Source organism: Microbacterium oxydans, from assembly GCF_000956525.1.
Lineage (GTDB): Bacteria > Actinomycetota > Actinomycetes > Actinomycetales > Microbacteriaceae > Microbacterium > Microbacterium oxydans_A.
In genome coordinates this window covers 66,164-81,189 of the sequence record NZ_JYIW01000023.1, presented here as the reverse complement: position 1 = coordinate 81,189, position 15,026 = coordinate 66,164, and the positions used below count along the sequence as shown (strand labels likewise).

Below are 15,026 nucleotides of genomic sequence, written 5' to 3'. Positions count from 1 at the left end.
AGCGCGGACACGGCTCGGGTGTAGATTTTTGACCATGGGCAGGCTCCGCTACGACGGCACTTCAGATCCGATCCTCATCGAGGATGGGACGCTCGCGCACCTCAAGATCGTGATCTCGACGAAGCTGCGCCGCCAGGAGAGCTTCATGATGACGTGGCTCCCGGTCGGCGACGGACCTGACCGCCGGGCCACCGTCTGGATCCATCCCGCGATCCCCCTCCAGTTCGGATACGACGTCGCCGAGCCGCCCCCCATCGATGCGAAGCTCATCGCCGAGATGATGCGCGCGCTCAACGCCTCCGGCGAGCTGGTGCTCGACCACCTGATCAGCCCCGTCTGACCGCCGCGTCGGCGGATCATTCCACCGATCGGAGCCCGCAGAATCAGGGGCGCATCTCTCAGGCTCGGCAACTAGGCTGAGACCGCATCACGCGTGCCCAGGCCTGCCGCAGGCCGCGGCCATGATGCGCCACCCTTCACGACATCTCCTCGGTCCACGTGCTCCTCGCCCGCAACGCGAGGGAGCCGCTGCTTCGCGACGTGGCCACGCCAGAAAGGCATGAAGCATGAGCGAAACCTCCGGAACGTCCGATCGCGACGATCAGCGTTCGCCCGATTTCTTCGACCAGCTGATCGAGACCACGCCGCAGGAGTCGTCCACGTTCACCGTGGGATTCCGCGGCTACGACAAGGCCGAGGTCGACGCCGCGCTCGCCGCGCTCCGCACGCGACTCCAGCAGGCCACCGATCAGCTCACCGATGCCGACGAGCAGCACACGACCTCGGTCGAGAGCATCCGCGACGAGGAGCGCAGCTCGCGCGAGGCGTTGGAGAGCGAGCTGATCGCCGCCAAGGCGCAGATCGCCGACGCCGAGCAGCAGATCGCGACGCTCACGTCCGAGCTCGTCGACGCACCGACGCCCGATGGCAAGGAGACGCCGTCGCGCCAGCAGTTCGAGGCGATCCTCCGGGTCGCCGAGGAGCAGGCGAACGTGCTCATCCAGAACGCGGCGGTGCAGGCGGATCGGCTGATGGCCGCTGCCCGTGAAGAGGTCGAGGCGCAGCGCGCCGAGGCGAACGCCGACGCGGAGCGCATCACCTCACAGGCGCAGCGCGACGCCGACCAGGTGCGCCTCAAGATGGACACCGAGTACACCGCGCATGAGGCCCACCTCGAGCGCGAGGCGAGCCACGCGGCCGAGAAGGTGAACCAGGCCGCGCAGGAGGCATCCGCCATCCGCACCGAGGCCGAGAAGGGTGCAGCAGCGCTGCGCTCGCTCGTCACCCGCGAGACGACGCAGCTGCGCGCCGACGCCGAGCGCGACGTGCGCGACATGAACACCAGGGTGCTGGAGTTCGAGGAGACACTCACTCGCCGTCAGGACGACGCGCAGCAGGAGTTCCTGGTGCTGCACAACCAGGCAGTCGCCCACGCCGAGCGCATCACCTCAGACGCGAACGAGCAGGTCGCGGCGTCGCTCGAGCATGCACAGCGGATCTCGGCGAAGGCCGAGGACTACGAGCGCCTGATGCGCAGCCAGTCCCAGGCGATCGAGGCCGAGGCGCAGGTGCGTTCCAGGGAGACCCTCGAGCGCGCACGCGTGAAGGCCCAGAAGATCGTCGACTCGGTCACCAACCACACCGCGGCCGTGGTGCGCGATGCCGAGGACCGTACGCGTCAGCTGCGCTGGCAGCAGCAGCAGCTCACGAGCTTCATGTCGGAGGTGCGCGAGCTCATCCGCCCCGACGGCGTCTACACCCACGAGACGCCGACCGGGTCGGCGGCAGCAGCCGACGCGGCAGCGCAGGCAGACGACGCAGCTCCCGTCGAGGAGTTCCTCGGCGACGAGGTGCTCGACGATGAACTCGTCGACGATGACAGCCCCCTGGAGAAGATCACGATCGACGTGGTCGAGACCGGCAAGTCGTCCAAGCGCTGAGCCTGATACGCGAATCGCCCCGGTCCTCCTCACGGAGGGCCGGGGCGATCTCGTTGCAGCTGCGGACTACGCGCGGCCGAACTGTGCGACTGCCGGGCAGTCGAAGGGGTCGGCACCGGCGGAGAGTCCGACGCGGTTGAGGTACTCGATCACGATCAGGTAGGACCGGCCGAGGCTCGTCTCGGTGTACGGCACGTTGTTCGCCGCGCAGTAGTCGCGGACGATCTCACGCGCCTTGGCCAGGTGCGGCCGCGGCATGTTCGGGAACAGGTGGTGCTCCACCTGGTAGTTCAGGCCGCCCATGAGCCAGGTCGTCCACCATCCACCGCTGATGTTGCGGGAGGTGCGGACCTGCTTGGTGAAGAAGTCGAGGCGAGCGTTCGGGTCGACGATCGGCATGCCCTTGTGGTTCGGCGCGAACGCGGCTCCCATGTACACACCGAAGACGGCGAACTGCACGCCCATGAAGGCGAACGCCATCCCGAGCGGGAGCATCATGAACACCGGCACGAGGATCAGGGCGAACCGCAGCGCGATGATGCTGAGCTCGATCCAGCGTCCCTTGACCTTCTTCGTCGTCAGGAGGTACTTCAGGCCGAGGAAGTGCAGGTTCAGTCCCTCGAGCGTGAGCAGCGGGAAGAAGAGCCACCCCTGCTTGCGGGTGATCAGCTTGATCAGGCCCTTGGCCTTCGCGGCGTCCTCTTCGAGGAACGAGATCGTGTCGACCTCGATGTCGGGGTCCTTGCCGACCTGGTTCGGGTTGCCGTGGTGCTTGGTGTGCTTCGAGTCCCACCACGAGTAGCTCATGCCGATGCTGGCGATCACGATGCGGGCGAGCTTGAAGTTCGCGGGTCCCGTGGTGAGGATCTGACGGTGCGCCGCCTCGTGTCCGAGGAACGCGATCTGCGTCAGGACGATGCCGAGGCCTGCGGCGATGAGCAGCTGGAACCAGCTGTCGCCGAGCAGGATGAATCCGGTGATGAGGCCGCCGAGAGCGACGGCGATGCCGGCGGCGACGGCGATGTAGAACCACGTCGCCCTGCGGAGGAGGCCGGTCTCCTTGACCACCTGCGACACCTGCTTGTACGCCTGTGCCATCGGAGGGAAGTCTGCGTTGCCTGAATATGTCTGGCGCACTCGGCCGAGCGTCGCGCTGGTGGTGTCGAACTGTGTCGTAGAGATGATGCTTCTCCCGTCGATCGGAGCCCTTGAGCCTGCTGTAAGCCCGAGGCGGCCGCCCAACGCTTGATTCAGAGTAACCCTGGCCACATGCGCTGAACGGAATACGTATCACTATTCATGCCGCCCCTCTGACACACCCTCAGACTCGGGCCGGACGCCTGTGACGACGAGGAAGGCTGCGGCGTGTCGCGGACGCCCGAGGACGCGGAGCGCGGGCACGTTGGGCTGTCTCGAGCGCACCCTGGGCGTCGTCGAGCGAGCGGAAGGAACCGAGGTCGGTGCCACGTTCGTCGCGGACGACGTGCGTGTCACCGTCGAACTCGACGAAGCCGGCGAACTCGCCGCCACGGGTGGCGACGTGCACGTCGGTGTCCGCCTGTTTCCAGGTCAGGAGATCGGAAGGGGGAAAGGTGGTGATATTCATGGTGGTGCTCATTGCTGTGTGGCGGGCACGCGTCTGCGCTCCGCAAGATGTGAGATCGAAGGCGGATGCCGCGCGCATCGATGTGCGTGGTCCGTGATGGCCCTGATCAGTGGCGACGTGAAGGCCGAGAGGGGCAAAACACTCACGCTGCATCATCAGTCTAACAGACGCCTCCGACGGCGGGCCCTGGGGCCGCCGTCACTCAGCTCGCTGGCGGCTCGCCGCCTCCGCCCGGAGCAGCACCGGCGGTCGGCACCGTGGTGGTGTCGACGCCGACGACCAGCGTGGCGGTGTAGCCGCTCGCGACGTCTCCGGTGACCGTGGCGAGCTGGAGCTCAGCCGAGTCGTCTCCGAACACGTTGTCGCCGGCGAGCGTGACACCGCTCAGGTTGCGCGTGGAGCCGTCGTAGGCCGACTCGGCGTAGACGGTCGCGCAGACCGCCTCTGGGAGCGCCAGCTGCGACGTCGAGATCGCGTTGCTCGCATCGGTGATCGACGCCACATCGGGGAACACCTCGAAGTGGATATGCGGCCAGCGTCCGGAGTAGCAGCCGGGGAAGATCGAGGTGAAGGAGACCCGCCCCTCGGCATCCGCGACCTGCACTCCGCGCAGGTACGTGACGTCCTCCAGCCCCTGGGAGTACATCGAGTACTCCCCCTGCGCCGTGCAGTGCCAGGCGTAGACGGCGGCACCGGCGAAGGGGATGCCGCCGTTCGCCATGTCGATGATCTGCAGCTCGAATGCCAGGGGAACGCCGTCTGCCGTGGCGCCGCCGTCGATCGACGATCGGATGTCGGAGCGCACGATGCCGGAGTCGCTCAGCACATCCGGCCCGTTCGAGCCGTCCCCGGGGTAGGGACCTGCTGTCTCGTCGGGGATCTCGCCGCTCGCGCTCACGCTCCCTGTCGCTGAGGGCGTCGCGGATGCCGACGGCGTGGCCTTCGATCCGGCGCCGCCGGACGCCGCTGGGGCGCATGCGGCGAGGACGGCGGCGCCGAGGCCGAGACCCGCGAGACCGAGCACGCCTCGTCGGCTCATGACGGTGCGGATGTCGAACGCGACGCCCTGATCGACGACCTCCTCATCGGCTCGATCGAGGAGACGCCCCTCGTAGGCGGGGCCGTCCGGGGTCTGTGTCGGCTGCGGGATCTTCATGAGGGACTCCTCTCGTCGGGTGTCCCCCGACTCTCCACGGCCCACCGAGCAGGAGCGTATGCGACGCCTGTGCGCGACCTATGAAGCCTGAACCTCGGCGCGCGGCCCGGTCCGGTCGTCGCGCACCACGGGAGGGCGCAGCACGAGCACCACCACGATGATCACCAGGATCACCGCGGTCAGCGTCACGGGGATCGGCAGGACGGGGTCCAGCAGCACCAGCAGCGCCCCGACCGGCACGACGGCGTTCACCACGCGGTCGGCGTTCTCTCGGATCGCGATCCACCAGACGCCGAGCAGGAAGACCGCGATCGGGATCGTGACGGTGAACGATGCGGCGATGTTCGACAGGTGGCTCTCGCCGGTGAGGACGTCGATCTCGACCTCGATGCCGGCCGAGAACGCCGCCGCTGCGGCGAAGACGAAGTAGTGGGTGTAGCCGTAGCGGAGCGACCGGGTGAAGCTCGTGATCGCTCGGTGGTGCGGCGGCCAGAAGTAGATCCACCACAGCGACGCGGTCACCACGAGGGTGAGCACGGCGATAGCGATCAGTGGTCCGAGCGACTCGACCTCGCTGAGGGCGTCGATGATCGCGTTGGCAGAGGCGAGCAGGCTCTCGCCCAGCACGATCAGCGTGAACAGGCCATAGCGCTCGGTGATGTGGTGTGGATGCCACGGCGTCTGCTGCCGGTACTCGGCGAACACCGGGACGCTGATCTCGATGAGCGCGAAGATTGCGAAGGCGGCGATCTGCATCGGTCCGGAGGGGATGAGCAGGAAGAGGATCCACAGCACCTGCACACCGGCGATGCCGATGGCATAACGTCGCGTCGCTGCGCGCAGCGCGCCAGCCGAGCGCGATGCGCGCAGCCACTGCGCGATCATCGCCACCCGCATCACCACGTACCCGAGGACCGGCACCGTGAAGTCGCCGTGCTCGAAGGCGTTCGGCACGCCGGCCGCCAGCACCAGCACCCCGCCCATCTGCACGATCGTCGTGATGCGGTAGAGCCAGTCGTCGGTGTCGAACGAGGTGGCGAACCACGTGAAGTTCATCCATGCCCACCAGATGGCGAAGAACACCATCAGGTACGAGGTGACCCCATGCGCGAAGTCGCCATGGCTCAGCGCATGATGCAGCTGCGCGGAGACGATGCTCACCGCGACCACGAACACGAGGTCGAAGAAGAGCTCGAGCGTGCTGGCGGTCCGGTGCGGCTGCGCCGGATCCCGCGGCAGCATGCGGTTGAGCTGGAAGCGCGAGGGCGCTGGGAGGTCGTTCACGGGGTCAGGATAACCCTCGCCTCGCGGCCTCGGACCCCCGGTGCAGAACCCGTTGCTCCATTCGCCGAAGTTATCTTCCCTCCACGGGCCACTTCCGCTATGCTGTCGGATGTCTGCAGTGTCCGCTGTCAGCAAGCCGTGTGGGACGGCGATCGCAAATCCGTGGTGTGGGATCACGGAGGGTGCAGCGGAAACCCGAGGGGTCGGGAATGCAGACGAACGCCGCGAGCGTTTGTTCGCGGTCTGGGGAAAAAACTGGGGAACACATGTCGCACTGGGGAATTCTGCGTACATCAACGGCTTTCGGGGCCTGGGCATGACCTCCGTCGAGGATGCCCTGAGCATCGCTCGCACCGGAACCGGTTTCTTGCCGGTCGCCGCACCGAGAGCCACCAAGTCGGTGACGCGCACCGTGGTCACGCCGCGCGCATCCGCAACGTTGGAACGACGCCGTCAGTGGGAACGCCGCTATCGGATGCGCCTGCGAATCACGGATGCTGCAGTCATCCTGTTCGCGGTCGGTCTGACTGCCGCTGTCCAGCTGATCTTCGACGTCGCTCCGACCGAGGTCCTTCGTGGCGGCATCCCCCTCGCCGCCGTGTGGTACCTCATGCTCAGTGCACTGCACACGCGGGACGCCGCGTTGTTCCGTGCGAGCGCAACCGAGTACCGCGGCGTCGTGCACGCCAGCGGTCTCGCGTTCGGGATCATCGCGATCGTCGCGGTGCTCCTGAACTGGGAGTCGATGCAACTGACGCTGCTGCTGGGGCTGCCGCTCGGAGTGCTCACTCTCCTCGTGACCCGCTGGGCCTGGCGCCACTGGCTCCAGGCCCAGCGGAGCCACGGACGATTCGCATCGCGCACGCTGGTCGTCGGGAACAGGGACGACGTCGAGTACGTCGTGAGCAAGCTGCACCCGATCGGCGCATCCGGGTACCAGGTGGTCGGTGCGACCCTGCTCGACGGCAACGCCCGCGAGGTCGAGATCGGTGCGGCGACGTTCCCCGTGCTCGGCAACGTCAACACCGTCTCCACGGTCGCCGCCGAGCTCGGCGCCGACACGATCATCGTCGCGAGCCGCCCGGAGGGCGACCCTGAGTTCGTCAAGCAGCTGAGCTGGCAGCTCGAGGGCACCGCCGCCGAGCTCGTCCTTTCGAGCCGGCTCACCGACGTCGCCGGCCCGCGCATCTCGTTCGCTCCTGTCGAGGGACTCCCCCTCATCCAGGTGCAGATCCCGACCTACGAGGGCGGCCAGCACCTGCTGAAGCGCGCACTCGACATCGCTGTCGCGACGCTGGCGCTGATCCCGATCGCCCTGATCGCTCCGTTGCTCGCGCTGCTCATCAAGCTCGACTCGCCCGGTTCCATCTTCTTCTTCCAGGAGCGCGTCGGCCGCGATGGCCGCCGGTTCAAGATGGTGAAGTTCCGCTCCATGAAGACGGACGCCGAGCAGCAGCTCGCGGCGCTGAAGGCGGAGAACCAGGGAGCAGGCCTCCTGTTCAAGATGAAGAACGATCCTCGCGTCACCCGCGTCGGTCGTGTGCTTCGCAAGCTGTCCCTCGACGAGCTGCCGCAGTTCTGGAACGTCCTGATCGGCGACATGAGCGTCGTCGGCCCGCGCCCCCCGCTGCCCAGCGAGGTCACGGCGTACGACGGCACCGTCTTCCGCCGCCTCTACATCAAGCCCGGCATCACCGGCCTGTGGCAGGTCTCCGGACGCAGCGACCTCTCCTGGGACGAGAGCGTCCGCCTCGACCTCCGGTACGTCGAGAACTGGTCGGTCATGAACGATCTCCAGATCATGTGGCGTACTGCGAAGGTCATGGTGCAGCCCAGCGGGGCATACTGATCGGATGAGCGATTCGCAGCCCCTCACCATCGCGATGGTGGGGACACGAGGAGTGCCCGCTGCCTACGGCGGCTTCGAGACGGCGATCGAGGAAGTCGGTCGCCGTCTCGCTGAGCGCGGCCACGACGTCGTCGTGTACACCCGCGGGTCCGCACACCGCGAGAAGAGCTACCTGGGCATGCGCATCGTGCATCTTCCAGCCGTCCCGGTGAAGCAGATCGAGACGCTGAGCCACACCGGCCTCTCGACGTTGCATCTCATGTTCCGTCGACGTCCGGACGCGACCTTCGTCTTCAACGCAGCGAACTCCCCCTTCCTGCCGCTGCTTCGTCTCCGCCGTGCTCCCGTCGCGCTGCACATGGACGGACTCGAATGGCGTCGGTCGAAATGGGGACCACGCGGCAAGGCCTACTACCGTTGGGCGGAGCAGTTCGGCGTGCGGACGGCCGACGCACTGATCGCGGATGCTCCTGGGATCGCCGACTACTACCGTCACCAGTTCGACGTGCCGACGGAGATGATCCGCTACGGGGCACCGATCCTCGAGTCCGTGGATGACGGACGGATCGAAGCACTCGGACTGACACCGGCCGGCTATCACCTCGTGGTCGCCCGATTCGAGCCGGAGAACCATGTGCTCGAGATCGTCGAGGGCTACCGCCGCAGCGCCGCGACGCTGCCGCTGGTCGTCGTCGGGTCAGCCCCCTACAGCAGCGAGTACACGCAGCGGATCCAGCAGGCCGCCGCCGGAGACGAGCGCATCCGCCTCGTCGGCGGCGTCTACGACCAGGAGCTGCTCGACGCCCTCTACTTCCACGCGTTCACCTACGACCACGGGCACTCCGTCGGCGGCACGAACCCCTCGCTTCTTCGTGCACTCGGCGCCTCGACGGCGGTCATCGCGTTTGACGTCGCGTTCAACCGTGAGGTCCTCGACGACGAGGGCTGGTTCTTCTCCACGCCGGATGACGTCGCGACCGCATTCGAGCAGTCGGAGGCAGACCCTGACCGCACGCGAGACCTGGGCGTCCGAGGGCAGGAGCGTGCCCGCACCGCGTTCCGCTGGGAAGACGTCGCCGACGCCTATGAGCACCTGGCTCGCTCGCTCGCGGAACGGGTCAGCATCCACCGCACAGCGCGGCGGGCCACACGGCGCACCCAGGAATGGTGAGCAGCGCTCGCAGACCCCGGGTCAGGACCGCGGAGCGATCCCCTGCTGCAGGCGGCGAGCGAGTGTGCGCGTATCCGCGGCAGCCTTCTGGAGGCCCCTCCTGTGCGTGCGGATACCGAGATGATGCACGTCGACCACGTCGAGCGGGTGTCCTGTCTCGCGTCGCCACGGCAGCGACCGCTGCGTCGGGAGATCGAGCGTGCCGCGACGGGAGTCCAGGACGTCGGCGTACTCGGCGAGGGATGCGGCAGACACCTGCTGCTCTCCCAGCAGCAGGGCTTCGCGGAGCGTGAAGGTGCGAGAGCGAGCGCTCGGGCTCTTCCGCACGATCAGCGAGCGCTCGGCGAGGGACGCGGCGATCACCAGGTCCGCCGCGTCGAGGTCCGCCATGGTCAACGGCGTGGAGAGATGGCCGAGAGCGGTGACGACGACCTCCACGGAGTACCGGCAGGCTCGCCGCCCAGGCGACGCCTCCGTCCCGGCTGAACCGACGACCCACCGACTCGCATCGGCGCCGAGCTCGTCTTCGAATGCGGCAGCCATGAGCGGCGAACGGCAGATGTTCTGTGCACAGACGAAGAGCACCCGTCCAGTCATCCCGATTCCCCTCCCCCGCACTGATCGGCGCGGGCGCGGGCTTCGAAGGTTTCCCCTCAGCCGCGTCGACACGGTAAGAATGATCCTATCTGCCGCCGATCGGCTTCCGGCGGGGCCTCGACACGAACGGAACGGGGAACCTCTTGCTCGTCCTCATCGTCCACCCCGGCGCTGAACTGTACGGCGCCGACCGCGTGACGCTCGAGTCCGCGGCCGGTCTCGCCGCGGCCGGCCACGATGTCGTCGCCGCTCTTCCCGAACACGGGCCGCTCGTGGCCGCCCTCGAGTCCCACGGCGTGCGCGTCGTGGTGCAGCGGATGTTCGTGCTCCGCAAACAGCTGCTGCGGCCGCGCAACTGGCCGAAGCTGCTCGCATCGGCCGTCGGCGGCTTCGTCGACTCCTGGCGGCTGGTCTCCCGGTACCGTCCGGATGCCGCATATGTGAGCACCGTCGTCCTCCCGCACTGGCCGATGCTGCTGCGCGTGCGGCGCGTGCGCACCATCACCCACGTGCACGAGGCCGAGGCCGGCTCCCCCTGGGCGATGCGCGCCTTCCTCTACAGCCCCCAGCTCTGGGCGCACACCGTCATCGCGAACAGCCGATTCACGGCGAACCTCATGCGTCGCACCCTGCCAGGACTCCGCAGGAAGATCACGGTCGTGCTCAACCCGGTCCCCGGTCCTGCGACGATCTCGCCGCCGCGCGAGCATCTCGACCCGATCCGCATCGGCTACGTCGGCCGACTGTCGCCGCGGAAGGCACCCGACGTGGTCATCAGCGCGCTCGCCGTGCTGCGCGACCGCGGGCGGACCGCCCGGCTCGAGATCGTGGGCGATGTCTTCCGCGGCTACGAGTGGTACGCGGCCGAGCTCGCGGCGCAGATCACAGCGGAAGGGCTGAGCGACACGGTGACCTCGCACGGCTACGCCGCCGACATCTGGCCGCACGTCGCCGCCTGCGACGTCATGATCGTCCCGTCCCGCACCGACGAGTCGTTCGGCAACACCGCGGTCGAGTCGATCCTCGCCGAGCGGCCGGTGATCGTCAGCGACCTCACCGGGCTGCGCGAGGCTGTCGCCGAGTATCCGACGTCGCGTGTCGTTCCCCCCGGCGACGCCGTCGCCGTTGCCGACGCGATCCAGGAGCTCACGGACACCTGGGCGGATGTCGTCTCGCACACGGCGGCCGCCGCAGCTGCCGCAGCCGACCGTCACTCGGTCGCTGGATATCGACGAATCGTGACGAAAACAGTGGAGAGCTCCGTCGGAGTGACACACTCGGAGTTCACGGCGGATTGACGGCCGTGCACAGGGGAGAATAGTCAGTGGGCGAGCATCCCGACTCCGAGGCCGGACGCTCGAACACTGGGGAGGAACAACATGTCACTGCAGGACTACCTCGACGCCCTGCGTCGACAGTGGATCGTCATCATCGCGCTCACGATCATCGGCGCCGGTGCGGCATTCGGCTATTCGAGGACCCTGCCTCCTGAGTACAGCTCGACGGCCGCCGTCATGGTGATCCCCCAGCGCGGCGACAGCACGAACGAGCTCGTGCAGGGCTCGAGCTACGTCCAGAGCCTGGTGCAGACCTACGCCGTGCTGGCGTCTTCCCCACTTGTCCTCACCCCGGTCATCGACGACCTCGGGCTCGATGAGACGGCGACCCAGCTCGCGAAGCGCGTGTCGGTGGTGAACACGCTCAATACGGTCGTGATCGAGATCTCGGTCACGGACAGCGACAAGGACCGGGCCCAGGAGATCACCGCGGCCATCACGGACTCCCTCGTCTCCGCCGTCGCCGATGTGTCCCCGAGCGATGCGAACGGCCAGCCGGCGGTTCGCCTGGAGACGATCGCCCCCGCCCGCATGCCGCAGGCACCGATCGGCCCCAACACCCGCCTCATCACGCTCATCGGCGCAGCGCTCGGACTCGCGCTCAGCGTCGCCTACGCGCTCATCCGACGTGCACTCGGCACCAGGATCGCCGAGCGGGGCGACATCGCCTCGGTGACGGATGCTCCGGTCATCGGCGAGATCGTGGCCTGGCGCCGTAACTACACGGTCCTGTCGACCATGCTCCGCAGCCGCGACAGCCGTGCGGCCGAGTCGTTCCGCGCCCTCGCCGCGAATCTCAAGTACGTCGCGGTCGACCGTGAGCTGCAGGTCGTCATGATGACGTCATCGGCCCCACACGAGGGGAAGTCCTCCGTCAGCATCGGCTTGGCCGCCGCACTCGCCGAATCGAACCACGATGTCCTGGTCATCGACGCGGACCTGCGACGCTCGTCCGTCGCCACTCAGCTGCAGCTCGAGGGTTCGGTCGGCGTCACCTCGATCCTCGTCGGCGATGCGACGTTCGACGAGGCCGTGCAGCACGCCCAGTCGATGAACATCGACATCATCGCCGGCGGCTCGCCGGCGCCGAACCCTGGCCAGCTGATCACCTCGCACCGACTGCGCGAGCTCGTGGCAGTCGCACGCGAACGCTACGAGTACGTGATCATCGACAGCGCTCCCGCCCTCGTGGTGTCGGACGCGCTGTGGCTCGCAGACCTGTCAGACGGCGTCCTCGTCGTCACTCGCTCCGGCAAGACCCGCCGCAAGCAGGTCAGTGCAGTGCTCTCGGCGCTCAAGTCCACGCACAAGGACGTCGTCGGCATCGTGCTCAATGCGGTCAAGCGCAACGAGCGCGGCCCGTACTACGTGCCAGAGGCGCCGCCTCGCCGGTGGTCGCGAGAGGCCAAGCGAGCGAACGCGAACGTGAGCGCTGAGAGAAATCCGGGCGACGGCGCAGCGCACGGCGCATGAGCGTCCTGCTCGCACTCGCAGCGAGGGCCATCTCGATGGCCATCTCGCTCGTCTGCGGCGTCCTGACCGTCCGCCTCATCATCGGCGGCGCCGGAGTCGAGTACTACGCGCTGTACACCCTGGTCGCATCGCTACCCGGTCTCATCGCCTTCTCCGACCTCGGGTCGGGCGCGGTGCTGGTGAACAGCATCGCGGTGAGCGACACCCCTCGCGAAGATCGCGTGATCCGAGCGCAGCTCACCACCGTCGGCCGCATCATGGTCGGCTTCGCCGGTTCCGGCATGGTCCTCAACGCGATCCTCTTCCTCACCGGCGCGTGGCGGGCGATCCTCGGCGATGCCGGCACGCTTCCCGGCGCCGATCTCGCCGCATTCGTCTCGTTGACCATCTTCTGCCTCGGCATCCCGCTCGGCATCTGGCAGCGGGTGCTGCTCGGCCTGCACAAGAACCACTGGATCATCCTCATCCAGGCTGCTCAGGGGCCGCTCAACCTGCTGCTGGTCTGGGTGCTGGTGTCCTTCGCCCCGCCGTCGGCAGGGACCTTCCTCGCGCTGTCGTCGATGGTGTCGGGATTCGTGATCGCCGCCGCCGGGTTCGGCTTCGCACTCGGCGCACTCTCGCCGCTGCTCCGCCGTGCGATGCGCGACATCCCCCGGGTACGCAGCGTGCCGGGCGTGCGGGTCATGCACATCGGCTGGCCGATGCTCGTCCAGCTGATCTCGGCGCCGCTCTCGGTCGCATTGCTGCGGTACATCCTCGCTCAGTCGGGCACGACGCACGAGGTCGCCGAGTACGGCGCAGTGGGCCAGGTGTTCTTCGCGATCAACGGCGTCGTCGCAGCCGGCGGACTCGCACTGTGGCCGCTGTTCACCCGTTCCCGCGCTCGAGGCACGCTGACCCGCGGGCCCTACGCGATCGCCGCGCTCTTCGCAGCAGGTGCCGCAGTGATCTGCGCCATCGTCTGGGCGATCTCCCCCTGGCTGTTCGGGTTCATCACCAACGACTCGCTCGAGGTCTCGAGTGCCACGGTGATCGCGTTCGGGCTCATGGTCGTGTGCCAGGCCGCGCTCTACCCGCTCGGAATGTTCCTCATGGACGAGGCCGGCATCCGCTTCCAGATGATCCCGGTCGCCCTGATGACGATCTCCACGATCGTGCTCGCGCTGCTGATCACCCCGTCGCTCGGCGCCGGCGGCCCCGTGCTCGCGAACGCGGCATCCGTGCTCGTCTTCCAGGTCGTGCCGTTCGCGATCTACATCGCACGACACCGCGATCGTCTCATGGGCGCATCGCCGGGCCCTGAAGACGGCGCGACGTGAAAGTCCTCGCCGCAGTCGTCTGCGTGATCCTGGCCGCACGGATCACGCTGCTCCAGGGTGTGACCGCAGGCATCCTGATCAGCATCCTGCTACTGCCGGTCTGGGTGGTAACGCTCTGGCGCCACCGCGGCGGCTCGGCGATCGTGACGCTGGGCGGGCTGGCCATCGTCAGCGGGCTCGTGCTGACGGACTTCTTCGCAGGCGATCATCCGACAAGCGAGTCGATGATGCAGCAGAACACCTTCTCCCTGATCAGCGTGATCGGTGGCATCGGCGTCGTCGTGTGGGTGCGCAGCCTGCTCGGCAATGCCGCGACCGCGCTCTGGTACGGGGTCGGGCTGATGGTGGGGGTGGTCCTCCACGGTCTCGACATGGACAACGTCTGGAAGTTCGACCTGTCTGTTCCTGCGACGGTGATCGTCCTGGCCTTGTGCATGATGAGCCGCCGGCCGTGGGTCGAGATGATCGCCCTGCTGCTCCTCGCGGTGGTCTCCGCCCTGAACGACTCCCGCTCGGCCGGCTCCATGCTCCTGGTGGCAGCAGCCCTCGTGGTCTGGCAGTCTCTCGGCTCGCGATTGGCGAAGAGCTCGACGACGGTGCGAACGCTCGCCGTCTTCGGGTTCACGGCTGTGATCGGCTATGCCGCCCTGCAGGCGTTCATCCTCGAGGGGTGGTTCGGCAAGGCAGCCGCAGTGCGCTCCGAGGCGCAGATCGCGCAGTCCGGCTCGCTGCTGCTCGGCGGTCGTCCTGAGCTGGGTGCATCCACCGAGCTCATCGCGGCGAATCCGCTCGGCCTCGGCTCCGGCACGCTCGCGAACGGCATCGATCTGCTCATCGCCAAGACCGGGATGGCGCGGCTCAACTACGACCCGAACAACGGCTACGTCGAGAAGTACATGTTCGGCAACGGCTTCGAAGTGCACTCGATGCTCGGCGACCTGTGGATCCGCTTCGGGCTCTTCGGCGCGGCCATGCTGGTCGTGGCGCTCGTCATCATCACGCTGGGCACGGCAGGGCAGGTGGCGAAGCGCGCCGCGAGCGGGCTGATGATCTACCTCGCGATCCAGGTGTTCTGGGATTCGCTGTTCGCACCGTTCTTCTCCACGTCGATCTCGACGCTCGTGCTGGGGGTCGCGCTCGCGATGGTGCCGCGCACCCGCAAAGACACCTCCGCCATCTCCGACCCGGAGTTCGTGAGCTTCGCACGCTGATCAGCTGATCCGCTCATGCCGAGGATCCCGGAACAACGGGAGACCCGGGAACGACGAAGCCGGGAGCCCGCAGCTGCGGACTC

Annotated in this window: 13 protein-coding genes; 8 read left to right on the top strand and 5 right to left on the bottom strand. The window is 67.6% G+C overall.

All coding sequences use genetic code 11. The features are described 5' to 3' along the window. Nucleotides 1-34 precede the first annotated feature (34 nt). Together RS83_RS07745 and RS83_RS07740 are read left to right on the top strand one after the other, a co-directional pair. Nucleotides 35-340: a hypothetical protein gene (locus RS83_RS07745; protein WP_045278953.1), complete on the top strand. Its 306-nt coding sequence runs from the start codon at nt 35-37 to the stop codon at nt 338-340. 226 nt (nt 341-566) lie between these two features. Continuing rightward, entirely contained in the window at nt 567-1,940 is a 1,374-nt protein-coding gene (locus RS83_RS07740) for a DivIVA domain-containing protein (RefSeq protein ID WP_052678966.1), read from the top strand. A gap of 66 nt (nt 1,941-2,006) precedes the next feature. On the opposite strand, the gene RS83_RS07735 is transcribed toward RS83_RS07740, so the two are convergent. The 4 genes from RS83_RS07735 to RS83_RS07720 form a co-directional block, all read right to left on the bottom strand. Further along, nucleotides 2,007-3,038: a fatty acid desaturase family protein gene (locus RS83_RS07735; RefSeq protein WP_230114959.1), complete on the bottom strand. Its 1,032-nt coding sequence runs from the start codon at nt 3,036-3,038 to the stop codon at nt 2,007-2,009. A 223-nt stretch (nt 3,039-3,261) separates the two neighbouring features. After that, nucleotides 3,262-3,546, bottom strand: a complete 285-nt coding sequence (locus tag RS83_RS07730; RefSeq protein WP_156153150.1) for a hypothetical protein — start codon at nt 3,544-3,546, stop codon at nt 3,262-3,264. A gap of 202 nt (nt 3,547-3,748) precedes the next feature. Next, the gene (locus RS83_RS07725) at nt 3,749-4,702 is read right to left on the bottom strand and encodes an intradiol ring-cleavage dioxygenase (RefSeq protein ID WP_045278950.1); all 954 of its coding nucleotides are present in this window, start codon (nt 4,700-4,702) and stop codon (nt 3,749-3,751) included. 78 nt (nt 4,703-4,780) lie between these two features. Beyond that, on the bottom strand, nt 4,781-5,944 hold the full coding sequence (locus RS83_RS07720) for a low temperature requirement protein A (protein WP_045279064.1): 1,164 nt from the start codon (nt 5,942-5,944) through the stop codon (nt 4,781-4,783). Between the two features lie 358 nt (nt 5,945-6,302). Between RS83_RS07720 and RS83_RS07715 the strand changes: the two genes are divergently transcribed. Beyond that, nucleotides 6,303-7,835 (top strand): sugar transferase, encoded by a 1,533-nt coding sequence (locus RS83_RS07715; protein ID WP_045278949.1) that lies wholly within the window; start codon nt 6,303-6,305, stop codon nt 7,833-7,835. Nucleotides 7,836-7,839: 4 nt separating this feature from the next. Beyond that, nucleotides 7,840-9,006 (top strand): DUF1972 domain-containing protein, encoded by a 1,167-nt coding sequence (locus RS83_RS07710; protein WP_045278948.1) that lies wholly within the window; start codon nt 7,840-7,842, stop codon nt 9,004-9,006. Nucleotides 9,007-9,027: 21 nt separating this feature from the next. Here the strand turns inward: RS83_RS07710 and RS83_RS07705 are convergent, their stop codons facing one another. Next, nucleotides 9,028-9,603 (bottom strand): hypothetical protein, encoded by a 576-nt coding sequence (locus RS83_RS07705; RefSeq protein ID WP_045278947.1) that lies wholly within the window; start codon nt 9,601-9,603, stop codon nt 9,028-9,030. Between the two features lie 143 nt (nt 9,604-9,746). Between RS83_RS07705 and RS83_RS07700 the strand changes: the two genes are divergently transcribed. The 4 genes from RS83_RS07700 to RS83_RS07685 all read left to right on the top strand — a co-directional run bounded on the left by RS83_RS07700 (nt 9,747) and on the right by RS83_RS07685 (nt 14,943). After that, nucleotides 9,747-10,901 carry a glycosyltransferase gene (locus RS83_RS07700; RefSeq protein ID WP_052678964.1) on the top strand — a complete coding sequence of 385 codons (1,155 nt, stop codon included), beginning with the start codon at nt 9,747-9,749 and terminating at the stop codon, nt 10,899-10,901. A gap of 81 nt (nt 10,902-10,982) precedes the next feature. Further along, nucleotides 10,983-12,413 (top strand): polysaccharide biosynthesis tyrosine autokinase, encoded by a 1,431-nt coding sequence (locus RS83_RS07695; RefSeq protein WP_045278945.1) that lies wholly within the window; start codon nt 10,983-10,985, stop codon nt 12,411-12,413. Next, complete coding sequence (locus RS83_RS07690) at nt 12,410-13,732, top strand: lipopolysaccharide biosynthesis protein (protein WP_045278944.1); 1,323 nt, start codon at nt 12,410-12,412, stop codon at nt 13,730-13,732. Before RS83_RS07695 ends, RS83_RS07690 begins: the two co-directional genes overlap by 4 nt. Next, nucleotides 13,729-14,943, top strand: coding sequence for a hypothetical protein (locus tag RS83_RS07685; protein ID WP_045278943.1), 1,215 nt, complete (start codon nt 13,729-13,731; stop codon nt 14,941-14,943). Before RS83_RS07690 ends, RS83_RS07685 begins: the two co-directional genes overlap by 4 nt. Nucleotides 14,944-15,026: the final 83 nt, after the last annotated feature.